Below are 24,098 nucleotides of genomic sequence, written 5' to 3'. Positions count from 1 at the left end.
ATCCTCCGGGGTGCGGTGCTGGCACGGGCGAGGTGTTTTTCGCGGTCCTGTTGGAATCGTCCGGCCGTCCGCGGCGCGGCGCGCGCTGGGATGCGCCGCCCGGGGCCCGGGCCCGCGGGGCCCCGGGGTCGTACCGAAGCGGGAGAATCGCGACGCACCGCCGCCGACCTGCGGCTTCCTCACAGGATCCTCACTTCCGCGCCTACCTGTGGCCGCACCTGGCCGCATAGCCTGCGGGGCCCATGGACTACTGCCACGCGTGCCGGCGGCATCTCAACGGGGCCCTCGCCTGTGCCGGGTGCGGGACTCCCGTCGAGGAACTGCGGTACGAGACCCCCCACATACCCGCCCAGCGGACCCCTCCGGTCGAGCCGGCCAGGGCGGTGCCGCCGGGTGAGCCGACGTGGCCGGGCGAACCGGTGCAGCCGTCGCGTCCGGCCGATCACGCCGGGTCCGCCGGCTCCGAGTACGTCTACGAGCTCGACGTCGTCGAGCCGCCGCGTCCCGCCGGCGGCCGCCGTGCCGCCAGGGGCCGCTCCGGTGAGCCGGGCCGGCGCGGGGCAGGTGGGCGTTCTCCCGCGCGCGGGAACAGACGGGCGAAGGCCCGCAGGGGACGTTCGGTCCTGGTCGGGACGCTGGGGCTGGTGCTGGCCGCCGGGTCGCTGACCCTGGCGCGCATGGCCCTGGAGGAGCCGACGGCGCTGGGCGCCGCCACGGCGGTCGAGGAGCAGGAGGTCCCCGAGGTCACGGTCTCCCCGGAAGCCGTGGAGAGCGCCGAGCTCCCGGACGGCTCGGGCCCGTCCCCGGTCTCGCAGGCGCCGACGACGCGCCCCCGTCAGGTGAGCGCGGAGTCGGGCCCCGGGGCGGGCGCGGGCGACGGCTCGGTCTCCGACGCGGATACGGGGTCGGGGTCCGGCACGGGTGCGGGCTCCGGAGCCGGCACGGGAGCCGGTACGGGCTCGGGCACGGGGACCGGATCCGGTACGGGAACCGGGGGCGAGGGCGCTCCCGAGGAGCCGTCGGCGCCGACCGCCACCGACCCGGTGTCCCCGTCGTCCACGCCCACGGCGACGGCGTCCGCCCCGGACGGAGGCGGGGCCCCGCCCCCCACGGCGACGAGCGGCACGCCCGCCCCGTCGACGACCCCTCCGACGCCGACCGTCACCCCCACGCCGGAGCCGACCTGCAGCTACTTCCTCTGGTGGTGCGTCTAGCGGGTGTCTCGGCCGGCGGGGCCCCGGGCTCGCCGGTCCGGCCGTCAGGCCTCGCCCAGCATGCGCTTCAGCAGGTCCCGGAGGAGGGTGCGCTCGACCTCGGTCAGCTCGCCCAACGGCTCGCGGGCGAAGTCGAGGGACTCGCGCAGCCGGCGGGCCGTGTCGCGGCCCTGCTCCGTGGGGACGGCCAGCTTCACGCGGCGGTCGGCCGGGTCCGGACGCCGCTCCACCAGGCCCCTGGCCTCCAGACGGTCCACTATCCCGGTGATGTTGGACGGCTCGCACTTCAGCTTCTGGGCGATGCGGCGCATCGGCAGCGGGTCGAGCGAGAGCAGGCCGAGTACCCGGGCCTGGGCGCCGGTCAGCGAGTGCTGCGCGGCGGCCTGCTCGTACTCCTCGTAGTAGCGCGCCACGACCGAGCCGATCAGCTCGACGACTTCGACGGTCAGCGGGTCCGTGCGTGAGGGGGCCATGGGACACATCCTACCCAGATACTTGACAACATGAAATATCGAGGCGCATGGTTGTTTCAGGTAGTGAATCTTTTGTGATCTCAAGCTTTCCTGGAGGCCGTGCTCATGTCCGTTCTTCCCGCGTCCAGCCGTGAGTGGCACCTCGTCGCCCGTCCGCACGGCTGGCCCGCCCCCACGGACTTCGCGCTGCGCGAGACCCCGGTCGCCGAGCCCGCCGAGGGCCGCGTCCTCGTGCGCAACCTGCACTTCTCGGTCGACCCGTACATGCGCGGCCGGATGAACGACGTGAAGTCGTACATACCGCCGTTCAAGCTCGACCACCCCATGGACGGCGGCGCGGTCGGCGAGGTCATCGCGTCGAACGCGGAGGGCTTCGCCGTCGGCGACCACGTCCTGCACGGTCTCGGCTGGCGCGAGTACGCCGACGTCCCGGCGCAGCACGCGACCAAGGTCGACCCGGAGCTCGCCCCCCTCTCCGCCTACCTCGGCGTGCTCGGCATGACCGGCCTCACGGCCTACGCGGGCCTCTTCGACGTGGCCTCCTTCAAGGAGGGCGACGCGGTCTTCGTCTCCGGCGCCGCCGGCGCCGTCGGCAGCCAGGTCGGCCAGATGGCGCGGCTCAAGGGCGCCTCCCGGGTCATCGGCTCCGCCGGCTCCGACGAGAAGGTCAAGTGGCTCGTCGAGGAGCTCGGCTTCGACGCCGCCTTCAACTACAAGAACGGCCCGGTCAAGGACCAGCTCCGCGAGGCCGCCCCGGACGGCATCGACGTCTACTTCGACAACGTCGGCGGGGACCACCTCGAAGCCGCGATCTCCTCGCTCAACGTGCACGGCCGCGCCACCATCTGCGGCATGATCGCCCAGTACAACGACACCGAGCCGGTCCCCGGCCCGCGCAACATGGCGATGATCATCGGCAAGCGGCTGCGGCTCCAGGGCGTCCTCGTCGGCGACCACTACGGCCTGCAGCAGCAGTTCGTCCAGGAGGTCGGCGGCTGGCTCGCGTCCGGCGAGCTGAAGCACCGCGAGACCTTCGTCGACGGCATCGAGAACGGCGTGGAGGCGTTCCTCGGACTGCTGCGCGGTGACAACACCGGAAAGATGATCGTCTCGGTGACGCGTTAGTCTTCCCTCAGCCGTCGCGATCGTGGGCGCGAGTCGCGGCGAACCCATGAAGGAAGTACCTCGCATGTCGATCCAGCACTCCGACGTCGTCTACACCGCTGTCGCCACCGCCGAGGGCGGGCGTGACGGCCGGGTCGCCACCGACGACGGCCAGCTCGACCTCGTCGTGAACCCGCCCAAGGCCATGGGCGGCTCCGGCGCGGGCACCAACCCCGAGCAGCTCTTCGCGGCGGGCTACAGCGCCTGCTTCCAGGGCGCCCTCGGTGTCGTCGCCCGCAACGAGAAGGCCGACATCTCCGGCTCGACGGTCACCGCCGAGGTGGGCATCGGCAAGAACGACGACGGCTTCGGCATCATCGTCAAGATCTCGGCCTCCATCCCGAACGTGGACGCCGAGACCGCGAAGAGCCTGATCGAGAAGGCCCACCAGGTCTGCCCGTACTCCAAGGCGACCCGCGGCAACATCACGGTCGAGCTCACCGCCTGAGTCCGGACCCGCGAAACCGCACGAGGACCGCACCCCGCCGGGGTGCGGTCCTCGTCGCGTACCCGGGCGCGGACGCCCGGCGGCCGACCTGCCTGGCACCGATAAAGTGAGCCCCATGCGTGGATTCGGGGCGGGATTCGGATACCTGGTACAGGGCCAGAAGTGGGTGGGCCGGCACGGACGGTGGTTCGGATTCGGGCTGCTGCCCGGTCTCGTGACCCTCGTGCTCTACGCGGGCGCGCTCGTCGGCCTCGGCTACGGCGCCGACGACCTGGCCGCCTGGGCGACCCCGTTCGCCGACGACTGGTCCTCGCCCTGGTTCGGTGCCCTCCGCGGCACCCTGACCGCGCTGGTCTTCGTCTTCGGGCTCTTCCTCGCGGTCGTCACCTTCACCGCCGTCACCCTGCTCATCGGCCAGCCCTTCTACGAGTCCCTCTCGGAGGCGGTCGACCGCAGCGAGGGCGGCGAGGTGCCCGAGTCGGGGCTGCCGCTCTGGCGCGAGCTGTGGATCTCGGCCCGGGACAGCCTGCGGGTCCTGGTGCGGGTCGCGTTCTTCGGCATCCTGCTCTTCGTCTGCGGGTTCATCCCGGTGGTCGGCCAGACCGTCGTCCCCGCCCTCGGCTTCTGCGTGTCCGGCTTCTTCCTCACCCAGGAGTTGACGTCCGTCGCGCTCCAGCGCCGGGGCGTCGAGTTCAAGGAGCGCCTCGGGCTGCTGCGCGGGCGCCGGACGGTCGTGCTCGGCTTCGGCGTCCCGCTGACCCTCTCGTTCCTGGTGCCCTTCGTCGCCGTCCTCCTGATGCCGGGAGCCGTCGCGGGCGCCACCCTGATGGCCCGGGACCTGCTGGGCGAGACGCCCGGCGACGACCGGGACGACCCGTTCAGGAAAAACGATCAAGCGGGCGGCAACCTTCCTTCCTCCGGTGGCGACCAGGGGGTGCACCACCTCCCCCACTGAAGGAAGAAGCACCCATGACGTCACACAAGCGGAAGACGGGCCGCCGGCGCGCGGTCATCGGCGGCCTGAGCGCCCTCGGCATCACCGGGGCCGCCGTCGTCACCACGACCCTGCTCGCCCCGGCGGGCGCCGCGAGCGCCGTGGCCGCCTGGCCGCAGGCGAAGGGCAGCAAGCCGGTCCCCGTGACCATCGAGTTCTCCGGCACGTACGACGGCAAGCTCCAGCGCCACTACGGCACCGGTGAGCTCGGTTCCGACGGCCAGGACGAGAGCCAGAAGCCCGTCTTCGTCCTCAAGGACGGCGCGGTCCTCAAGAACGTGATCATCGGCTCCCCGGCCGCCGACGGGGTCCACTGCCTCGGCAGTTGCACCCTGCAGAACGTCTGGTGGGAGAACGTCGGCGAGGACGCCGCCACCTTCAAGGGCACCTCGGCGTCCGCCGTGTACGCGGTCCACGGCGGCGGCGCCAGGAGCGCGTCCGACAAGGTCTTCCAGTTCAACGGCGCGGGCAAGCTGGTCGTGAACAAGTTCCAGGTCTCCGACTTCGGAAAGCTGGTCCGCTCCTGCGGCAACTGCAAGAAGCAGTACCCGCGCACGATCCTGCTCAACGACATCGACATCACCACACCCGGCACGTCGATCGTCGGCGTCAACGCCAACTACGGCGACACCGCCACCCTGCGGAACATCAGGATCCACGGCGACAGCAAGAAGAAGATCAAGCCGTGCACCCGCTTCACCGGCAACAACACCGGCAAGGAGCCCAAGGAGATCGGCTCCGGCCCCGACGGCACCACCTGCCGCTACTCGGCCGGAGACCTCTCCTACGACTGACGGGCACCCCTACGGCCGTGGGGAACCCGCGCGACTGACGGGTGCCCCGCGGCCGCGTCCGGCCCTCTCCGGGCCGGGCGTCGCGCTCAGCCGACCTCGGCGAGCACGAAGCCCGGCCCGTCGGCTCCCGCGTCCGCGACGCGCTCGCCGTCGGGGCCCCAGGCCCCGGCACCGCCGCAGCCGATCCCGTCCTCGTTCCGCCCCAGGACGTTGCCGAGCACCACGGAGAGCCCGAAGTCCCGGGCCCGCACCGGATACACCTTCTCGAACGAGTCGTTGTCGGCGGAGAGCACCGAACTCGCCAGGTAGACCGCGCAGCCGTCGGCGGCCGCACGCTCGGCGAGTTCGGGGAAGCGGTTGTCGTAACAGGTCGCCAGGGCGAACCGGACCCCGTCGAGCGCGAACCGTCCCTCGGCGGTGCCCGGCGCGAACACCTCCCGCTCGATCCCGTACAGATGCCGCTTGTCGTAGCGGGTGAGCAGCGAGCCGTCCGGGCCGATCACCAGGGTGGCGAGCCCCGGGCGCGAACCGGCCGTGCGCATAGGTCCGTTGACCACGGCGACCGCCGAGACCGCGCGGCAGGCCTCCCGTACGGGTTCGAGGCGCGGATCGTCCTCGGTGAGCACGAGGCCCGGGGTGTCCCGGATCAGGGTCGGCTCGTACCCGGTGAGGCAGAGCTCGGCGAAGACGACCACGCGGGCGCCCTCGGCCCCGGCGGCCCGGACCAGACCGGCGACGGTCCGCACGTTGGCGTCGATGTCCCCCGCGACCGGGGCGAACTGGGTGGCTGCGACGATCATGACCCCCATCATCCCGCCCGGCCGTCGCGGGGGAACCCCCGGGGCCCCACCGTCTCCCGTGGGCCCGGGCCGCCCGCTAGCCCTCGGACGTGTCCCGGCCCCCGGCGCCGTGCAGCAGGCGCAGGAAGTCCCGGAAGGCGGTCGGCATGTCCACCGCCGCCGGGTCCAGGAGCCACTGGTACTGGAGGCCGTCCATCACGGCCGTCAGGAGCGGGGCGGCCCGCTCGGGGGTGAGGCCGCCGGGCAGCCGCTCGCCGAACTCCAGGCGCAGCACCCGCGCCATGTTCTCCCGCACCTGCGCGTACCGCTCGGTGAAGAAGGCGCGCGCCGGGTGTTCGTCCGTGACGCTCTCGCCGAGCAGTGCGGAGAAGGTCTGGACGATGCCGGGCCGCATCGCGTTGTACTCGACGAGGGAGTCCAGCAGGTCGAGCCGCCAGCCCTCCGGGTCCCGGCCGCCGCTCGTGTCCCAGCGGTCGCGCTCCTCCAGGACGGCGACGAGGAGCGCCTCCTTCGTCGGGAAGTAGTGCAGGAGGCCCTGCTGGGTCAGCCCGACCCGCTCGGCGACCGATCCCAGGGTGGCGCCCCGGTAGCCGCGCTCGGCGATCACTTCGAGGGCCGCGCGCAGGATGTCCGCGCGTCGCTCCTCACTCCTGGCCCGCACCATCGCCGTGGCCCCCTTTCCGGGTCCTCGCTTCCGACAGGACCGTACCCCCTCCGTAAAATAACAAGCCGATAACGTTGCCTACCGATCTACAGGTAGGTGGGTGCACGATGGGCGCATCGGGGTCACCAGTACGTCAACGAGGAGGTACGGCCATGACGGACACCGGCGCGGACACGGCACGGGAGTCGGCACGGGAGTCGGCACGGGACGAGGCCGTCGAGGCGGCGCTCGCCGCGCTCGACCTGGACACCAAGGCCCGGCTGCTCGGCGGACAGGACATGTGGTCCCTGCCCGCCCTGCCCGAGATCGGCCTGAGGTCCCTCGTCATGTCCGACGGACCCATCGGCGTCCGCGGCGTCCGCTGGACCGCCGACGACCCGTCCGTCGCCCTGCCGTCCCCGACCGCGCTGGCCGCCTCCTGGGACCCCGCCCTCGCCCGCCGCGCCGGCCGGCTCCTCGCCCAGGAGGCCCGCCGCAAGGGCGTCCACGTCCTGCTCGCGCCCACCGTCAACCTGCACCGCACCCCGCTCGGCGGACGCCACTTCGAGGCGTACAGCGAGGACCCCCACCTCACCGGAGAGATCGGCACGGCCTACGTCCAGGGCGTCCAGGACGGCGGCGTCGGCACCGCCGTCAAGCACTTCGTCGCCAACGACGCCGAGACCGACCGCTTCACCGTCGACAACAGGATCGCCCCCCGCCCGCTCCGCGAGCTCTACCTCGCCCCCTTCGAGGCCATCGTCAGGAACGCCCACCCGTGGGGCATCATGACCGCCTACAACCAGGTCAACGGCGTGACCATGACCGAGCACCGCCACCTGGTGAACGGGGTCCTGCGCGGCGAGTGGGGCTTCGACGGCTTCAACGTCTCCGACTGGATGGCCGCCCGCTCCACCACCGGCGACATCGAGGGCGGCCTCGACGTCGCCATGCCCGGCCCCGTCACCGTCTACGGCGAGGCCCTCGCCGCCGCCGTCCGCGCCGGGGACGTCGAGGAGTCCGCCGTCGACACCGCCGTGCGCAACGTCCTGCGGCTCGCCGCCCGTGTCGGCGCCCTCGAAGGCGCCCCTCCGGTCGTCACCGAGCCCCCGGCCGCCCTCGACGGCGACGCCCTCGCCCGCGAGATCGCCCGCCGCGGCTTCGTCCTGCTACGCAACGAGAACGGCGCCCTGCCGATGCGGCCCGGCACCGTCGCCCTCTCCGGCGCCGCCGCCCGCGACGCCCGCGTCCTCGGCGGCGGCTCCGCCCAGGTCTTCCCCGAGCACGTCGTGTCCCCGCTCGACGGCCTCGCCGCCGCCCTCCCCGACGGCGCGCTCACCTTCCACGTCGGCGCCGACCCCAGCGACGAACTCGCCCCCGCGGACCAGGGCTTCACCCTCCGCGCCCGCTGCCGCGACGCCGAGGGCAGGCTCCTCGGCGAGGGCTCCCTGCCCAACGGGCAGGTCCAGTGGATCGGCGACGACCTGCCGGCCGGCGTCACCCACGAGACCCTCGCCTCCGTCGAGGTCGTCGGCACCTTCACACCGCGCGAGACGGGCACCCACTCCTTCGGCACCCGCGGCCTCGGCGCCTACGTCCTCACCGTGGCCGGCGAGACCGTCTTCGACGGCGTCCAGACCATGGGCCCCGAGACCGACCCCTTCGAGGCCTTCTTCGGCTCCCCGGTCGAGCGCGCCCGGGTCGCGCTCACCGCCGGCGAGACCGTCGAGGTGTCCCTGCTCCACACCCTGGACAAGGAGTTCGCGGCCCCGCTGCCGGCCGTCATGTTCTCCTTCGTCCACCTCGGTCCGCGCCGTGACCCCGACGAACTGATCGCCGAGGCCGTCGAGGCCGCCCGCGCCGCCGACACCGCCGTCGTGGTCGTCGCCACCACCGAACGCGTCGAGTCCGAGGGCTTCGACCGCACGGACCTCGCCCTCCCCGGACGCCAGGACGACCTCGTACGGGCCGTGGCCGCCGCCAACCCGAACACCGTCGTCGTCGTCAACGCCGGCTCGCCGGTCGAACTGCCCTGGCGCGAGGACGTCGCCGCCGTCCTGCTCGGCTGGTTCCCCGGCCAGGAGGGCGGCGCCGCCCTCGCCGACGTCCTCACCGGCGCCGAGGAACCCGGCGGCCGCCTGCCCACCACCTGGCCCGTCGCCCTGGCCGACGTCCCCGTCACCGACGTCACCCCCGTCGAGGGCGAACTCGACTACAGCGAGGGTCTCTTCATCGGCTACCGCGCCTGGGACCGGATCCAGGAGGCCCCCGCGTACGTCTTCGGCCACGGCCTCGGCTACACCACCTGGTCGTACGACTCCCTCGTCGCGGGACCGGACGCCGCCACCGTGCGGATCACCAACACCGGCGACCGGCCCGGCCGCGAGGTCGTCCAGATCTACCTGGCGCCGCGCACCCACGGCCCCGACCGCCCCGATCGCTGGCTGGCCGGCTTCGGGTCCGTCGAGGCCGGGCCCGGCGAGACCGTGGAGACGCGGATCGCGCTGCCCCGCCGCGCCTTCGAGATCTGGGACGAGGAGAAGGGCGACTGGACCCTCGTCCCCGGCGCCTACGAGGTGCGGGCCGCCCGCTCCCTCACCGACACCCGGCTGACCGCGACCCTGGAGGTCTGACCTCCCGACGGCCCCCGTGACCGGCCCCGGGGCGGCACCTGACAACCGCCCCGGGGTCCCTCACTCCTTCGTGATCCGCCGGTACGCGAGCTCCGCGAGCCGCGCCTGCCCGTCCTTGCTCGGATGGAACCAGTCCCAGGGGCTCAACTGCCCGCCGTCGAAGCGGAAACGGAAGACCGCCCCGCCGTCGTACCGGCACCGCGCGTCCTGCGCGCAGACGTCCCTCAGGGCCGTGTTGTACGCGACCACCCGCTCATGGACCGTCGCCCGCCGCCGCTCGGCCGCCGGACCCAGGTCCGTGGCGTCCGCCAGCATCGAGCCGCAGATCCCCAGCTTCCACACCTCAAGCCCCTCCGGGATCAGCCGCCCCGTCGACCACAGGTGCTTGAGGTCCGGCACGCTCGCCACGTACACCTGCGCCTTCGGGGCGCCCTTCCGCAGCCGGGCCAGCGCCGCCGCGAAGGAGGCGCGGAAGTCGGCGACCGGGGTCATCAGCTCCGGAGTGGGCCGGCAGGCGTCGTTCGCGCCCATCATCACCGTCACCAGCGCGGGCTTCTCGGCCGCCGCCGCGGCCATCTGCTCCGGGAGTTCCGCCATCCGCGCACCCGTCCGTGCCAGGTTCCAGCTGCGGGTGGCGACCTTCGCCGGGCCGAGGAGACGCAGCGCCAGGCTGTTCACGTCGGCGTCGGTGCCGGTCGCCCAGGACACCTCGGGGCAGTCCGCGAGGACGTCACAGGCGTCGAAGGCCCGGGTCACGGAGTCGCCGACGGCGGCGACGGAGGCGGGGGAGACGTCCCACAGGGGCTCCCGCGACGGTGCCGGCGCGGGCGTCGGGCGCGTCGTGGCGGCCTTGGGCGCGGGCTCCGCCGAGGTGCAGCCGGACAGCGCGCCACCGCACAGCAGAGCGGCCGTCGCGGCGGCGACGGCGGTACGGAAACTGGGTCGGCCGCGCATCCCCGGCCCCTCCTTCGGCGTCCTGGCGGGTGAAAGCTTGGTGTCCACCCGGCCCCGGACCGACCGTACGTCACACCGATGACGGCGTGGCACGGTAGCTTTTCCCCCGTCGAACCAGAGGCACCTTTGCCGACCGGCTCCGGTAAATTACATCACGTCACATGCTGTCCCCTTTTCGAGGGTTTGCGATGTTCTGATCCTGATGATGTTTACTGAGGCCGCTGGGAAAGGCGAACCTCGTCCCACACTGGAGGTCCCGGTGACGACACGTGGAGTCCTGTACGTACACTCCGCCCCGCGCGCGCTGTGCCCGCACGTCGAATGGGCGGTCGCGGGTGTCCTCGGTGCGAGGGTCCAGCTCGACTGGATCCGCCAGCCGGCGTCCCCCGGCACCTGGAGAGCCGAGTTCTCCTGGCAGGGCCGCACCGGCACCGCCTCCGAACTCGCCTCCGCCCTGCGCGGCTGGCAGATGCTCCGCTTCGAGGTCACCGCGGAGCCCTGCCCGACCGCCGAGGGCGAGCGCTACAGCGCCACCCCCGACCTGGGCATCTTCCATGCCGTCACCGGCATGCACGGCGACATCCTGATCCCCGAGGACCGGCTGCGGGCCGCCCTCGCGCGCTCCGCGCAGGGCGAGACCCAGCTGGAGGCGGAGATCGCCCGGCTCCTCGGAAAGCCCTGGGACGACGAGCTGGAGCCCTTCCGGTACGCGGGCGAGGGCGCGCCCGTCCGCTGGCTCCACCAGGTCGTCTGACGGGCGTCACGGGCACGCCGGGGACTTCCTGACCGCACGGGCGGGGGACGCCGGGCGGGGAGACGTGACACGCGCGACGCGCCGAGCCCACACGAAAGGCCCACCCCCGGTGCGGGGGTGGGCCTTCGTCAGGTCGTGCCGGGTGCCGGCTCCGCGTGGCGTCAGACCGTGCGGAACGCCAGGACCACGTTGTGGCCGCCGAAGCCGAAGCTGTTGTTGATCGCGGCGATCGTGCCCTGCGGGAGTTCGCGGGGCTCGTCACGGACGATGTCCGCGTCGACGTCCGGGTCCAGGTCGTCGATGTTGATCGTCGGCGGGGCCAGGCGGTGGTGCAGCGCCAGGACCGTCGCGACGGTCTCGATGCCGCCCGCGCCGCCGAGGAGGTGACCGGTCATCGACTTCGTCGCGGAGATCGCGACGTGGTCGAGGTCGTCGCCCAGGACCTTCCGCAGCGCCTTGATCTCGGCGACGTCACCCTGCGGCGTCGACGTGGCGTGCGCGTTCAGGTGGACGACCTCCGACGGCTTGAGGTCCGTCGAGTCGAGCAGGTTCTGCATCGCGGCGGCGATGCCCCGGCCGGTCGGCTCGGGCTGCGCGATGTGGTGGCTGTCGGCCGACAGGCCCTGGCCGAGGACCTCGCAGTAGACGCGCGCGCCGCGCGCCTTCGCGTGCTCCTCGGACTCCAGGATCACGACGCCCGCGCCCTCGCCGAGGACGAAGCCGTCACGGCCGGTGTCGTAGGGGCGCGAGGCCTTCGTCGGCTCGTCGTTGCTCTTGGACATCGCCATCATGTTGGCGAAGGCGGCGATCGGCAGCGGGTGGATCGCGGCCTCGGTACCGCCGGCGACGACCACGTCGGCGCGGCCGGTACGGATCATCTCGACGGCGTAACCGATCGCCTCGGCACCCGACGCGCACGCGGAGACCGGGGTGTGGACGCCCGCCCGGGCGTTCACCTCCAGGCCCACGTTGGCGGAGGGGCTGTTCGGCATGAGCATGGGCACGGTGTGCGGGGACACGCGGCGGACGCCCTTGTCCTTCAGCACGTCGTACTGGTCGAGCAGCGTGGTGACGCCGCCGATGCCGGAGGCGATGACCGAGCCGAGCCGCTCGGGAACGATCGTTTCGTCATCACCGGCCGGGGCGGTGTAGCCCGCGTCCGCCCACGCCTCGCGGGCCGCGATCACGGCGAACTGCGCCGAGCGGTCCAGCTTGCGGGCGAGGGGGCGGGGCAGCACGTCGCCGGGGTCGACGGCGGCCGTCGCGGCGATCTGTACGGGCAGTTCGGCGAAGCGCTCGCCCTCCAGGGGCCTGACGCCGGAGCGTCCCGCGATCAGACCTTCCCAGGTCGATGCGGAGTCGCCACCCAGCGGTGTCGTTGCGCCGATACCGGTGACGACCACGGTGCGATTGGTCGAGCTCACAGGAATTCGTTCTCCATGTGTGTGATGGTCGGAATACGGCGCCACCGCCGGGTGGCGGACCGAGTCAGCGAGGGCCGAATCAGGCCTGGTGCTTCAGGATGTAGTCGGCAGCGTCGCCAACCGTCTTGAGGTTCTTGACGTCCTCGTCCGGGATCTTGACGTCGAAGCGCTCTTCGGCGGCGACGACGACCTCGACCATGGACAGCGAGTCGACGTCCAGGTCGTCGGTGAAGGACTTGTCCAGCTGGACGTCCTCGACCGGGATGCCGGCGATCTCGTTGACGATCTCGGCGAGGCCTTCGACGATCTGGTCCTGGGTGGCGGCCATGGTGGCGCTCCTTCTTGTGATTGCTTGGGTAAGGGCTTCCGGAAGAACCGGAGTGCCTAGGGGAGGGTAACGACCGTCGCGGCGAAGACGAGACCCGCCCCGAAGCCGATGATGAGCGCCGTGTCGCCGCTCTTCGCCTGGCCTGTCGCCAGGAGGCGTTCCATCGCGAGCGGAATCGAGGCCGCCGACGTGTTGCCGGTGGTCTCGACGTCGCGGGCGACCGTGACGTGCTCCGGCAGCTTCAGCGTCTTCACCATCGAGTCGATGATCCGCATGTTCGCCTGGTGCGGGATGAAGACGTCCAGGTCGTCCGCCGAGATGCCGGCGGCGTCCAGGGCCTGCTGGGCGACCTTCGCCATCTCGAAGACGGCCCAGCGGAAGACCGCCTGGCCCTCCTGCGTGATGGCGGGGAACTTGATCTCACCGCGCTCGTTGAGCGGCAGCTTCGAGACGTCGCCGGTGGGCGTCCCCCCTGCTCGAGCGGAGCCGAGAGCTTGGGGGAGGAACTCGTTCCACGGGACGGTCTGCTTGATCGTCTCGGACTTGTCGCCCTCGGAGCCCCAGACGGTGGGGCCGATGTGCGGCTCGTCGGACGGACCGACGACCACGGCGCCGGCGCCGTCACCGAACAGGAAGGCCGTCGCGCGGTCCTCCAGATCCGTCAGGTCGCTGAGCCGCTCGACACCGATGACCAGGACGTACTCGGCGGAACCCTCGACGATCATGCCCTTGGCGAGGGTCAGGCCGTAGCCGAAGCCCGCGCAGCCGGCGGAGATGTCGAACGCGGCCGGCTTCCCGGCGCCGATCTTGTCGGCGATCTCGGTGGCGACGGCCGGGGTCTGCTTGAAGTGCGAGACCGTGGACACGATCACGGCGCCGATCTGCTCCGGGTCGATCCCGGCGTCGGCGATGGCCTTGCCCGAGGCTTCCACCGACATGGCGGCGACGGTCTCCTCGGGAGAGGCCCAGTGGCGGGTGGCGATACCGGAGCGCGAGCGGATCCACTCGTCGGACGAGTCGATCGTCTCGAGGATCACCTCGTTCGGCACGACCCGGGTGGGGCGGTAGCCGCCCACACCGAGGATCCGTGCGAACGGGGCGCCCTTGCTGGGCTTGATCTTCGACATGCTTCTCGACACTCCTTGTCAGACGGCCGCGTGCTCAGCGATGAGCGTACGGGCCGCGTCGAGGTCGTCCGGCGTCTTGAGGGCGACCGTGGCGACGCCCTTCAGAGCGCGCTTGGCGATGCCGGTGAGGGTGCCGCCGGGGCACACCTCGATCAGCGCGGTCGCGCCCAGCTCCTGGAAGGTCTCCATGCACAGGTCCCAGCGGACCGGGTTGGCGACCTGGCCCACGAGACGGGCCACGACCTCGGCGCCGTCGGTGACGACCTGGCCGTCCTTGTTGGAGACGTACCGGATGGTGGGGTCGGCCGGGGACAGCTCCTTCGCCGCCGCCTCCAGCTTCGCCACGGCCGGGGCCATGTGGTGGGTGTGGAAGGCGCCCGCGACCTGCAGCGCCACGACCCGGCGGACGCCCTCGGGCTTGTCGGCCTCGAGCGCGGCCAGCTGCTCCAGCGTGCCGGCGGCCACGATCTGGCCCGCGCCGTTCACGTTGGCCGGGGTCAGGCCCAGCTTCTCCAGGTGGGCGACGGTCACGTCGGGGTCGCCGCCGAGCAGCGCCGACATACCGGTCGGGGTGATCGCCGCGGCCTCGGCCATGGCGAGCCCGCGGGTCCGTACGAGACGCAGCGCGGCGGTGTCGTCGAGGACGCCGGCGAGCGCGGCGGCGGTGAACTCGCCGACGCTGTGGCCGGCGACGACGCCGGGCGTGCCGGCCGCGTCGGCGGCCGACGTGCCCGCACCGAGCGCGGCGGCGGACAGCAGACCGGCGGCGACGAGCAGCGGCTGGGCCACGGCGGTGTCACGGATCTCGTCCGCGTCCGCCTTCGTGCCGTAGTGGGCGAGGTCGAGCCCGATGGCGTCGGACCAGGCCGCGACGCGGTCGGCGGCACCGGGGAGTTCGAGCCAGGGAGTCAGGAAGCCGGGCGTCTGGGCGCCTTGGCCGGGAGCGACGAGTACGAGCACCCTCACACTCTCTCTTGGGGACGGCTTCGAGCGCCCGTGGGGACAGGGACGAAGAACCGTCGGGGTAATTGTTGGTGTTCGACAAAAGTCTAGGACTGGGGATCTCCGTCGGCCAAGCGTCCCAGGATGAGTGCGATCCGCAGGGTGAATGCGGAGCGGACGTCGGAGGGTGACCATCCGGTGACGTCGGTCACACGTCGAAGCCGGTAGCGCACGGTGTTCGGGTGGACGAAGAGCATCCGGGCCGCGCCTTCCAGGCTGCTGGCCTGCTCCAGGTAGACACTGAGAGTTTCGAGAAGCGCCGAGCCCGCTTCCTCCAGCGGTCTGTAGATCTCCTCCACCAACTGCTCGCGCGCCGAAGGGTCGGAGGCGATGGCGCGCTCCGGGAGGAGATCGTCCGCGAGGACGGGCCGGGGGGCGTCCTGCCAGGCCGTGCACGCCTTGAGGCCGGCCGCCGCCGCCTGGGCGGAGCGGGTCGCGGCGAGCAGGTCGGGGACGACGGGCCCCGCGACGACCGGGCCCGCCGCGTACGGGCCGATCAGGGACTTCGCCACGGCCAGCGGGTTGTCGTTGCCGCCCGCGATCACGACGAGACGGTCGCCGAGCACACCGGTGAGGACCTGGAGCTTGGCGTGCCGGGCCGCCCGCCGGATCGCCTCCACCGTCAGCTCGCTGTCACCGTCGGGGGCCGTGCCGAGGATCACGCACACATGGTCCGGGGAGTTCCAGCCGAGCGCCGCCGCGCGGGAGACGGCGCCCTCGTCGGCCTCGCCGGAGAGGACCGCGTTCACCACGAGCGATTCGAGGCGCGCGTCCCAGGCGCCCCGGGCCTCGGCGGCCTGCGCGTACACCTGGGCCGTCGCGAACGCGATCTCCCGGGCGTAGACCAGCAGCGCCTCACGGAGCAGCGACTCGTCGCCGGGGGCGGCGACCTCCTCGATCGCCGACTCCATGACCTCGATCGTGGTGCGGACCATCTCCACGGTCTGGCGCAGGGTGATCGCCCGGGTCAGCTCGCGGGGCGCCGTGCCGAAGACGTCCGTCGAGATCGCCTGCGGGGTCTCGGGGTGCCGGAACCACTCCGTGAACGCGGCGATACCGGCCTGGGCGACCAGACCGATCCACGACCGGTTCTCTGGCGGCATCGCCCGGTACCACGGAAGCGTCTCGTCCATGCGGGCGATGGCACCGGCGGCGAGCCGCCCGGAGGACTGCTCGAGGCGCTTCAGGGTCGCTGCGTGCGGGTGAGGGACGTTCGTGGGTTCTGGCACGGGGACAAGACTGCCTTATCGGGACGGCGGCGTGCGGGGTCGGGGCGGCTTCGCCCCCGGAGGCGGCCCCGCCGTGGGACTACCGTGGGGCCGTGACACGTATCCAGCGCGCCGCCGAGCGGTATCCGGGGGGCGACCCCGCGGCCGGGATCGAGACCCGGCACGCCCTGTCCTTCGGGCCGCACTACGACCCCGACAACCTCCGCTTCGGCGCGCTCCTCGCCTGCAACGAGGAGCGGCTCGCGCCCGGTGCCGGCTTCGACGAGCACCCGCACAGCCACACCGAGATCGTGACCTGGGTCGTCGAGGGCGAACTGACCCACCACGACACCGCGGGCCACACCACGGTCGTGCGCCCGGGCGACCTCCAGCGGCTCAGCGCCGCCGACGGCGTCCGGCACGTGGAACGCAACGACGCCGGGGTACCGCTGGTCTTCGTGCAGATGTGGCTCGCGCCGCTGTCACCGGGCGGGGAGCCGTCCTACGAGGTGGTGCGGGGCGTCGGGGACACGTACGACCTCCCGGCCGCGGGGTCGGTGCTGCACGTCCGCCGGCTGCCCGCGGGCGCCCGCACCGCCCTGCCGGAGGCCGACCTCGCCTACGTCCACGTGGTCCGCGGCACGGTCCGCGTCGGCGACGAGACCCTCGACCCCGGCGACGCGGCCAGGCTCACCGGCACCGATGCGCCGGGGCTGGTCGCGACGACCGACGCGGAGGTCCTGATCTGGGCGATGCCGGACCCGCGCAGGGCCCTCGGCTGACCCTTCAGCCGAGCGCGCTCTTCGTCTTCCACCGCTCCCAGCTCAGGTTCCACGCGCCGTAGCCGTTGCCCTCGTCGACCGTGCCCTTGGTGTCCCGGCCGGTGATCTCGAAGGGGTCGCCGACGTTCACCAGGGCGTAGAAGGACGCGGCGTCGGCGTCGCTCATGCCGATGCAGCCGGAGCTCCTGTTGGCCTTGCCGAAGTGGGCCGCGTTCCAGGGCGCCGCGTGCGCGTACATCCCCGACCACGTCAGCCGCATCGAGTGGTCGACCATCTTGTCGTACGCGTCCCCGAGGCCCACCGTCTCCGAGTTCATGTTGATGGTGCCCTCCTTCGCCATCAGGACGGCCGTGCCCCGCCAGGACCGCTTGTCGCCGCCCGGGGTGCCCCCGGAGACCGGGATCGTACGGACGGTGCGGCCGTCCCGCCTCACCGTCAGCGTGTGCCGGTCCAGGTCGACCCTCACGATCTGCGCGGCGCCGACCGTGAAGCCGGTGCGGTAGTCCCGTACGAACCAGCCGCCGCCCGAGTCCGTGCCGTTCAGGTCCGCCTCCAGGGTGACCTTCGTGCCGGGCTTCCAGTACTCCCGGGGCCGCCAGTCCGCCCTGTCCCGGCCCGAGTAGTCCTTGACCCAGCCCCAGGAACCCTCGGTGGCGTTCGACGTGGTCACCTTCAACTGCCGTTCCACGTCCGCCTTCCGGGTCACCGGCAGGTCGAAGACGATCGACAGCGGATGCCCGACGCCCACCGTGGTGTTCTTGCCGGGCGCGAGGGTCAGCTTGTTCACCCGCTCCGGTTCCGGGGTGGTGAAGGAGGACCGGGTCGTCGACTCCTTGCCGTCGGCCGCACGGGAGGTCACCTCCACCGTGTACGTGGAGCCCGGTGCCGCCTTGCGGTCCGACACCCAGCGTGCGCCGCCCGCGCCCGTACGGCCGGTGAGGGCCCCGCCGTCCGCGTCGACCACCTTCACCGTGGCGATCGTGCCGCCCGACGCGGTCACCGTCACCGGCCGGCCCGCCGTCGGGTCCACGACCGTGACCTTCGCCGGCGGAGCCTTCGACGCCGGCTCCGCGTCCCGCGTCGGCCCGTCCGCCGCCTGCGCCGAACAGGCCGTGAGGGACACGCTCAGCGCTACTGCCGCGAGAACGGGACGAGGGGTGCGTATGCGCGTGCTCGGCACGGAGGACCTCCGCAGGAGTGAGGAGTGGGAGTGGGATGTTTCGGACTGTAGGGCGGCGACGACGTCCTGCGGCCGCGTGTGAGCCCTTATGACGAGGGCTGCGACGGAACGGTCATGGTCCGGTCACATTCGACGCGCGCACCCGTCGAATTCGGCTGTGAGCCTGCTGTGCGCCCCACCACCGAGGGGCGGAACCAGGAGGCTCCCGTTGTGTCAGCGCTGCTCGTGACGGCCGCACCCGCCGACCACCGCGCCCTGCGGCTCGGCCCCGTGACCCCCGAGGCCTACCGCGCCTTCCTCGCCACCCGCACCGGAGCCGACGGCGCCAGCTTCCTCCAGGTCCCCTCCTGGGCCCAGGTGAAGGACGGCTGGAGCCACCGACTCGTCGGCTGGGGGCCCGCGTCCGGCGGGCTGACCGGGGTCGCCCTGGTGCTGCTCCGGCCCTTCCCCGGCACCCGCAAGTACTTCGCCTACCTGCCCGAAGGGCCCGTCGCCGACTGGTCCGACCCCGACATCGACGGCTGGCTCGACCCGCTGCTCGGGCATCTGCGCTCCTCCGGCGCCTTCGCCGTACGCATCGGCCCCGGCCCCGCCCACCGGCGGTGGAACGCCGCCACCGTCAAGGCCGGCACCGGTCCCCGCCGCCGCCTCGCCGACGTCCTCGCCGACGAGGTCGACCCGCTCGGCACCGCCGTCGCCGAACGCCTCCGGGCCCGCGGCTGGCGGCGCTGCGGCGGAGACTCCGAGGACGGCGCCGACGCCCAGCCGCGGCACGTCTTCCAGGTCCCGCTCACCGGCCGCACCCCCGACGACCTGTGGAGCGGCCTCAACCAGGAATGGCGGCGCAACGTCCGCAAGGCCCGGAAGTCCGGCGTCGAGATCACCGTCGGCTCCGCCGCCGACCTGCCCGAGTTCTACCGGCTGCTCCGCGTCACCGAGGAACGCGACGGCTTCCGGCTCGGCCGCTCCCTCGCCTACTACGAGCGCCAGTACGCCGTCCTCAACGCTGAACAGCCCGGCCGCATGAAGCTCTACCTGGCCCGCCACGAGGGCGAGATCCTCGCCGCCCACACCATGGTCACCGTGGGCGGCCGCGTCTGGTACCAGACCGGCGCCTCCGCCGACCACCGCCGCGAGGTACGCCCCTCCAACGCCCTCCAGTGGCGCATGCTGCTCGACGCCCACGCCCTCGGCGCCGCCGTCTACGACCTGCGCGGGGTACCCTCCACCCTCGATCCGGACGACCGCGCCCACGGGCTCCTGCGCTGGAAGCTCGGCACGGGCGGACAGGTCGTCGAGACGCTGGGGGAGTGGGAGACACCGATGCGGGGCACGACCAACCACGCGCTGTACCGCGCCTTCCAGGCGTACCTGGCCCGCCGATGACCGCCACGCTCACCGCCGGACGCCCCCGGGCGAAGGGCGCGCCGTCCGTCCTCCGCAGCGGTGCGCTCATGGCCGCCGGGTCGCTCGTCTCCCGCGCCACCGGCTTCGTCCGGGCCGCCGTCGTCGCCGCCGCCCTCGGCGCGGGCTACGTCGCCGACGGCTACGCGGTCGGCAACTCCGTCCCCACCATCGTCTACATGCTGCTCCTCGGCGGCGCCCTCAACGCCGTCTTCGTCCCCGAACTGGTCAAGGCCGCCAAGGAACACGAGGACGGCGGCGTCGCCTACACCGACCGGCTCCTCACCCTCTGCGCGCTCGCCCTCACCGTGATCACCGCCGGCGCGGTCCTCGCCGCGCCCCTGATCGTCGACACGTACACCGACTACGCCGGCGCCCAACGGGAGATGACGGTCGCCTTCACGCGCGCGTGCCTGCCGCAGATCCTCTTCCTCGGGCTCTTCACCCTCCTCGGCCAGGTCCTCAACGCCCGCGGCCGGTTCGGCGCCATGATGTGGACCCCGGTCCTCAACAACGTGGTCGTCGTCTCCGTCTTCGCCCTCTTCCTCGTCGTCGGCGACGGCGGGGAACTCACCTCCGGCGAGACCGCGCTCCTCGGCTGGGGCACCACCGCCGGCATCGCCCTCCAGGCCCTCGCCCTCGTCCCCTCGCTGCGCACCGCCGGTTTCCGCTGGCGGCCCCGCTTCGACTGGCGCGGCAGCGGCCTCTCCGCGGCGCTGCGCTCGGCCGGCTGGCTGGTGCTGCTCGTCCTCACCAACCAGGGCGCGTACTGGGTGACCACCCTGCTCGCCACCTCGGCGGGCGAGCAGGTCAGCGGCGGCGGCCTCGCCGCGTACAACAACGCCTACCTCCTGTGGACCGTCCCGCACGGCATCATCACCGTCTCCCTCGTCACCGCGCTGCTGCCCCGGATGAGCGGCGCGGCCGCCGACGGCGACCTCACGGCGGTCCGGCGGGACGTCTCGTACGCCCTGCGGACCAGCGCGGCGGCGGTCGTCCCCGCGGCCTGTGCCCTCCTCGCGCTCGCCGTGCCGCTGATGACGGTGGTCTTCCGGTACGGGGCGACCACCGGCGACGACATCCGCGCGATGGCCTGGATCCTGATGGCCTTCGCGCCCGGCCTCGTCGCCCTGTCCGGGCAGTACGTGTGCACCCGCGCCTTCTACGCCCTGCGCGACACCCGCACCCCGTTCCTGCTCAACCTGGTGATCGCCGGCCTGAACGCGGCGCTCTCGTTCGCCGCCCACCGGTACCTGCCCACCCAGTGGGCCGTCGCGGGCATGGCGGCCGGGTACTCGCTGGCCCTGTGGGCGGGCTGGGGCCTCACGGCGTACGTGCTGCGGCGCCGGCTGGGCGGGACCTCGACGGGCGGCACCGGCCCCGCGCTCGTACGGCTGCTGCTCGCGGCCGTGCCCGCCGCCGGGTACGGGCTGCTCGTCGCCGACCTCACCGGGCCGGCGGGGGCGGTGCCGGCGGGGCTGGCGGGGGCGCTGACGGTCCTCGCCACCTTCGCGACCCTGGCCCACCCCCTCCACCTCACGGAGATCCAGAACCTCCTGACCACGGGCAGGACCCGCCTACGCGCCCGCTGAACCATGGGCGTTCACCGCACCGAGCCCCCGCCGTGGGCGCTCACCCCACCGGTCCGGCCCCCGCCGTTGTGGGCAGGCGTTCCTCCCCCAGACTCCGTCCGGGGGGACCCCAGGGCGGAACAGTTGCCCACAACGCGGTAGCGGCGGCACCGCCGTGGGCCCCGCCCCCACAACGCGGTAGCGGCGGCACCGCCGTGGGCCCCGCCCCCACAACGCGGCCGCAGCGGCACCGCCGTGGGCCGTGCCCCCCCACGACGCGGCTGCCCGCCGCACCCCCTCCCCCCTCGGGAAGGGGCCCGTCAAGCTTGGGATACTCCACGACATGCCCCGCGTGCTCCTCATAGAAGACGACCCCTCCGTCCGCGAAGGCGTCGAGCTCGGTCTCCGGCGCCGCGGGCACGAGGTGCGCACCGCGCCCACCGGGGAAGCCGGGCTCGACGTGCTCGGCGAGTTCCGCCCCGACCTGCTGCTGCTCGACCTGATGCTGCCCGGAATGAACGGCGTCCAGGTCTGCCGCCGCGTCCGCGAGAGCAGCCAGCTGCCGATCATCATGCTGACCGCCCGCGGCGACGACTTCGACGTCGTCATCGGCCTGGAGGCCGGCGCCGACGACTACATCGTCAAGCCCGCCCGTACCGAGGTCATCGAGGCCCGCATACGGGCCGTGCTCCGGCGCATCGAGGAACCCGCCGGCAGCCGTTCGGCCGTCGAGTTCCACGGGGAGCTGGCCATCGACCGCGCCGGCCTCACCGTCGCCAAGGCGGGCGAACGCGTCGCCCTCGCCCCCTCCGAGCTGAAACTGCTGCTGCACCTGACGGCCGCGCCCGAGCAGGTCTTCAGCCGTCAGCAGCTCCTCGAACACGTCTGGGAGCACAGCTACCACGGCGACGCCCGGCTGGTCGACGCCTGTGTCCGGCGCCTGCGGAACAAGATCGAGGACACCCCGGGCGAGCCCCGCTACATCCAGACCCTGCGTGGCTTCGGCTACCGCTTCGGACCGCTGTGAGGGCCTGCGTGAGCCCGGAGCCGGACACCGGCCACCGGCACCAGAGCCAGAGCCAGGCCGAGGACGCCGGAGGGCCCGGCCGGGCCCTCCGGCGGAAGGCACGTGCCCCGCGCCTCCGCCCGCACCCCTTCGGCCTCCGTACCCGTCTCGTCCTCGCGTTCCTGCTCGTCGCCGCCGTCGGCTGCGGCACCACCGCCGCCCTCACCTACCGGGCCGCCCGCAACGCCATCCTGGAGCAGACCCAGGACACCGCCGTCTCGGCCTTCCGCGAGCAGGTCGACAGCCTCGGCATCGCGCTGCCCGTCGAAGCGGAGCAGCTGCGGACCTCGCTCCTCCACATCGCCCGCCAGGGCAAGCCCCGCCCCTGGCGCGTCTACGCCGAGTACGGCACCCTCCGCGTCTCCTCCACCGACCGCCCCACCTCCTCCGTCATCACCCCGGAGCTGCGGGACCGGGCCACCGACCAGACCACCCCGCACGGCAGCTTCCAGCGGGTCGTCAAGGGCGGCACCCCGTACCTCACGATCGCCGTGCCCGCGGTCTTCCACGCCCGTTCGGCCGCGGGCGCCCCCCAGCGCACCGGTCTCGTCCTCTACGCGGTCATGGACCTCACCGAGGAGGAGGCGAACATCGAGGCCATGGTCACCGCCGCCCGCGACGGCGCCCTCCCGGCCCTCGCCATCGCGCTGATCCCCGCCCTGATCGCCGCGCGCGGCGTGCTCCGCCCCGTTCGGGAGCTGCGGCACGCGGCCCACAGCATGGGGCGCGGCCGCCTCGACACCCGTATCCACGCCAAGGGCAGCGACGAACTCGCCGACCTCGCCCGGACGTTCAACGAGTCCGCGGCCGCGCTGGAACGTTCCGTCGCGGAGCTCCGCAGCGCCGAGGCCCGCGCCCGCCGCTTCGCCTCCGACGTCTCGCACGAACTCCGCACCCCGCTCGCCGGGATGCTCGCCGTCACCGAGGTCCTCGACGAGGACGCCGGGACCCTCGACAGCGACACCGCCCGCGCGGTCCGTCTGATCAGCGCCGAGACCGGGAAGCTCGCCGTGCTCGTCGAGGACCTCATGGAGATCTCCCGGTTCGACGCGCGGGCCGCCGAGCTCCACACGGACGAGGTCGACGCCGCCGACTGCGTCCGGAAGACCCTGCAGCACCGGTACTGGACCGATCCGGAGCAGGTCGTCCCGTACCTCACCGAGGGCATCCGGGCCCGGCTCGACCCGCGCCGCTTCGACGTGGTCGTCGCCAACCTCGTCGGCAACGCCCTGAAGCACGGCGGCGCGCCGGTGACGGTCCGGCTGTACGTGGAGGGCGACGAGCTGGTCACGGAGGTCGCCGACCGGGGCCCCGGCATCCACCCGGACGTCCTGCCGCACGTCTTCGACCGCTTCTACAAGGCGGACCAGGCCCGGACCCGCTCGGCGGGCAGCGGCCTGGGCCTCGCGATCACCCGGGAGAACGTCCGGCTGCACGGAGGCACCGTCACGGCCGCCAACCACCCCGAGGGCGGGGCGGTCTTCACCGTACGGATGCCCCTGTGAGGCGCCGGGCGGCCGGCGCGGCCCTGCTCGGCCTGTTGGCGCTCGCCGGCTGCGGCATACGGAAGAGCGACGTCGTCGAGGCGGGCGGGGCCGCGACCGTCGTGATCCACCCGATCCCCGAGGAACGGATGGTGCTCTTCTTCCTCGGCCCCGAGGGCCTGCCGATGCCGGTGGTCCGCGAGGTCGGCCCCAGGGAACCGCAGCCCACCCCCACGCCCGGCGGCCCCGGCGACACGCTGGTCCCGTACGACGGATTCGGCCCGGGGTACGAGGTGGCCGCCGACGCCCTGACCGTCCGGGGGCTCCCCACCGACAAGGTCCTCGCCGCCCTCCTCGCCGGCCCGAGGCCCGACGAGGCCGGCGTCGGCATCACCACCGCCCTGCCGAGGAGCGCGCGGGCGCCGCACGTCGAGGCGGTCGGGACCGGCCGGAAGGGGACGGTGGTGGAGGGCCGCGTGCTGCTCCGGCTCCGGGCCCCGTTCCCCGTGCGGAAGCTCTCGGAGGCGGCCGTCCGCCAGCTGGTGTGCACGACCGCCTTCGCGGCCCACCCGGCCGGCGTGGTCGAGGTGTCCGTCATCGGCCTGGACGGGGAGCTGCCGGGCACCCGCTGCGACGGCTGACGGCGGACGG

General features: G+C 73.0%; 23 protein-coding genes. 13 read left to right on the top strand and 10 right to left on the bottom strand.

The genetic code is table 11. The features are described from left to right. Window positions 1-242 precede the first annotated feature (242 nt). On the top strand, window positions 243-1,214 hold the full coding sequence (locus AMK29_RS03005; protein WP_073807038.1) for an SCO2400 family protein: 972 nt from the start codon (window positions 243-245) through the stop codon (window positions 1,212-1,214). A gap of 44 nt (window positions 1,215-1,258) precedes the next feature. Here AMK29_RS03005 and AMK29_RS03000 read toward each other — a convergent pair whose 3' ends face one another. Then, window positions 1,259-1,687: a MarR family winged helix-turn-helix transcriptional regulator gene (locus AMK29_RS03000; RefSeq protein WP_073807036.1), complete on the bottom strand. Its 429-nt coding sequence runs from the start codon at window positions 1,685-1,687 to the stop codon at window positions 1,259-1,261. Between the two features lie 105 nt (window positions 1,688-1,792). Between AMK29_RS03000 and AMK29_RS02995 the strand changes: the two genes are divergently transcribed. From AMK29_RS02995 to AMK29_RS02980, 4 genes are all read left to right on the top strand, one after another. Further along, window positions 1,793-2,812 (top strand): NADP-dependent oxidoreductase, encoded by a 1,020-nt coding sequence (locus AMK29_RS02995; RefSeq protein WP_073807034.1) that lies wholly within the window; start codon window positions 1,793-1,795, stop codon window positions 2,810-2,812. Between the two features lie 64 nt (window positions 2,813-2,876). After that, window positions 2,877-3,299: an organic hydroperoxide resistance protein gene (locus AMK29_RS02990; protein ID WP_073807031.1), complete on the top strand. Its 423-nt coding sequence runs from the start codon at window positions 2,877-2,879 to the stop codon at window positions 3,297-3,299. Window positions 3,300-3,414: 115 nt separating this feature from the next. Continuing rightward, entirely contained in the window at window positions 3,415-4,254 is an 840-nt protein-coding gene (locus tag AMK29_RS02985) for an EI24 domain-containing protein (RefSeq protein ID WP_073807028.1), read from the top strand. 14 nt (window positions 4,255-4,268) lie between these two features. Next, window positions 4,269-5,087, top strand: a complete 819-nt coding sequence (locus AMK29_RS02980; RefSeq protein ID WP_107422507.1) for a pectate lyase — start codon at window positions 4,269-4,271, stop codon at window positions 5,085-5,087. A gap of 86 nt (window positions 5,088-5,173) precedes the next feature. On the opposite strand, the gene AMK29_RS02975 is transcribed toward AMK29_RS02980, so the two are convergent. Both AMK29_RS02975 and AMK29_RS02970 read right to left on the bottom strand, forming a co-directional pair. After that, the gene (locus tag AMK29_RS02975; RefSeq protein ID WP_073807027.1) at window positions 5,174-5,887 is read right to left on the bottom strand and encodes a carbon-nitrogen hydrolase family protein; all 714 of its coding nucleotides are present in this window, start codon (window positions 5,885-5,887) and stop codon (window positions 5,174-5,176) included. Between the two features lie 76 nt (window positions 5,888-5,963). Next, window positions 5,964-6,551: a TetR/AcrR family transcriptional regulator gene (locus AMK29_RS02970; protein WP_073807026.1), complete on the bottom strand. Its 588-nt coding sequence runs from the start codon at window positions 6,549-6,551 to the stop codon at window positions 5,964-5,966. Between the two features lie 152 nt (window positions 6,552-6,703). Here AMK29_RS02970 and AMK29_RS02965 point away from each other — a divergent pair, with 152 nt between their 5' ends. After that, entirely contained in the window at window positions 6,704-9,163 is a 2,460-nt protein-coding gene (locus tag AMK29_RS02965; RefSeq protein ID WP_073807025.1) for a glycoside hydrolase family 3 protein, read from the top strand. A 60-nt stretch (window positions 9,164-9,223) separates the two neighbouring features. Here the strand turns inward: AMK29_RS02965 and AMK29_RS02960 are convergent, their stop codons facing one another. Beyond that, window positions 9,224-10,117: an SGNH/GDSL hydrolase family protein gene (locus AMK29_RS02960; RefSeq protein ID WP_073807024.1), complete on the bottom strand. Its 894-nt coding sequence runs from the start codon at window positions 10,115-10,117 to the stop codon at window positions 9,224-9,226. Between the two features lie 259 nt (window positions 10,118-10,376). Here AMK29_RS02960 and AMK29_RS02955 point away from each other — a divergent pair, with 259 nt between their 5' ends. Continuing rightward, window positions 10,377-10,871: a DUF3145 domain-containing protein gene (locus AMK29_RS02955; RefSeq protein ID WP_073807023.1), complete on the top strand. Its 495-nt coding sequence runs from the start codon at window positions 10,377-10,379 to the stop codon at window positions 10,869-10,871. 161 nt (window positions 10,872-11,032) lie between these two features. Here the strand turns inward: AMK29_RS02955 and fabF are convergent, their stop codons facing one another. The 5 genes from fabF to fasR all read right to left on the bottom strand — a co-directional run bounded on the left by fabF (window position 11,033) and on the right by fasR (window position 15,981). After that, entirely contained in the window at window positions 11,033-12,295 is a 1,263-nt protein-coding gene (fabF, locus tag AMK29_RS02950) for a beta-ketoacyl-ACP synthase II (RefSeq protein ID WP_073807022.1), read from the bottom strand. Between the two features lie 79 nt (window positions 12,296-12,374). Next, the gene (locus AMK29_RS02945; RefSeq protein ID WP_015033413.1) at window positions 12,375-12,623 is read right to left on the bottom strand and encodes an acyl carrier protein; all 249 of its coding nucleotides are present in this window, start codon (window positions 12,621-12,623) and stop codon (window positions 12,375-12,377) included. A gap of 56 nt (window positions 12,624-12,679) precedes the next feature. Further along, complete coding sequence (locus AMK29_RS02940) at window positions 12,680-13,750, bottom strand: ketoacyl-ACP synthase III (RefSeq protein ID WP_073807021.1); 1,071 nt, start codon at window positions 13,748-13,750, stop codon at window positions 12,680-12,682. An 18-nt stretch (window positions 13,751-13,768) separates the two neighbouring features. Then, window positions 13,769-14,710 (bottom strand): ACP S-malonyltransferase, encoded by a 942-nt coding sequence (locus AMK29_RS02935; RefSeq protein ID WP_073807020.1) that lies wholly within the window; start codon window positions 14,708-14,710, stop codon window positions 13,769-13,771. 89 nt (window positions 14,711-14,799) lie between these two features. Then, window positions 14,800-15,981: a fatty acid biosynthesis transcriptional regulator FasR gene (gene fasR / locus AMK29_RS02930; protein ID WP_073807019.1), complete on the bottom strand. Its 1,182-nt coding sequence runs from the start codon at window positions 15,979-15,981 to the stop codon at window positions 14,800-14,802. Between the two features lie 92 nt (window positions 15,982-16,073). On the opposite strand from fasR, the gene AMK29_RS02925 reads away from it, so the two are divergent. Continuing rightward, window positions 16,074-16,742, top strand: coding sequence for a pirin family protein (locus AMK29_RS02925; protein ID WP_073807018.1), 669 nt, complete (start codon window positions 16,074-16,076; stop codon window positions 16,740-16,742). Window positions 16,743-16,746: 4 nt separating this feature from the next. Here AMK29_RS02925 and AMK29_RS02920 read toward each other — a convergent pair whose 3' ends face one another. Next, entirely contained in the window at window positions 16,747-17,937 is a 1,191-nt protein-coding gene (locus AMK29_RS02920) for an Ig-like domain-containing protein (RefSeq protein ID WP_073807017.1), read from the bottom strand. A 195-nt stretch (window positions 17,938-18,132) separates the two neighbouring features. Between AMK29_RS02920 and AMK29_RS02915 the strand changes: the two genes are divergently transcribed. From AMK29_RS02915 to AMK29_RS02895, 5 genes are all read left to right on the top strand, one after another. Further along, the gene (locus tag AMK29_RS02915) at window positions 18,133-19,308 is read left to right on the top strand and encodes a lipid II:glycine glycyltransferase FemX (RefSeq protein WP_073807016.1); all 1,176 of its coding nucleotides are present in this window, start codon (window positions 18,133-18,135) and stop codon (window positions 19,306-19,308) included. Beyond that, on the top strand, window positions 19,305-20,918 hold the full coding sequence (gene murJ / locus AMK29_RS02910; protein ID WP_073807015.1) for a murein biosynthesis integral membrane protein MurJ: 1,614 nt from the start codon (window positions 19,305-19,307) through the stop codon (window positions 20,916-20,918). Before AMK29_RS02915 ends, murJ begins: the two co-directional genes overlap by 4 nt. A 322-nt stretch (window positions 20,919-21,240) precedes the next feature. Further along, a complete protein-coding gene (locus tag AMK29_RS02905; RefSeq protein WP_073807014.1) occupies window positions 21,241-21,924 on the top strand; it encodes a response regulator transcription factor in 684 nt (227 codons plus the stop codon). A gap of 8 nt (window positions 21,925-21,932) precedes the next feature. After that, window positions 21,933-23,468: a sensor histidine kinase gene (locus tag AMK29_RS02900; protein WP_443334044.1), complete on the top strand. Its 1,536-nt coding sequence runs from the start codon at window positions 21,933-21,935 to the stop codon at window positions 23,466-23,468. Then, entirely contained in the window at window positions 23,465-24,088 is a 624-nt protein-coding gene (locus tag AMK29_RS02895) for a hypothetical protein (RefSeq protein WP_073807012.1), read from the top strand. Before AMK29_RS02900 ends, AMK29_RS02895 begins: the two co-directional genes overlap by 4 nt. Window positions 24,089-24,098: the final 10 nt, after the last annotated feature.

This window comes from Streptomyces sp. CB02261, assembly GCF_001905665.1.
In the GTDB taxonomy this organism is placed as follows: domain Bacteria; phylum Actinomycetota; class Actinomycetes; order Streptomycetales; family Streptomycetaceae; genus Streptomyces.
This window is presented reverse-complemented; position numbering and strand designations above follow the sequence as displayed.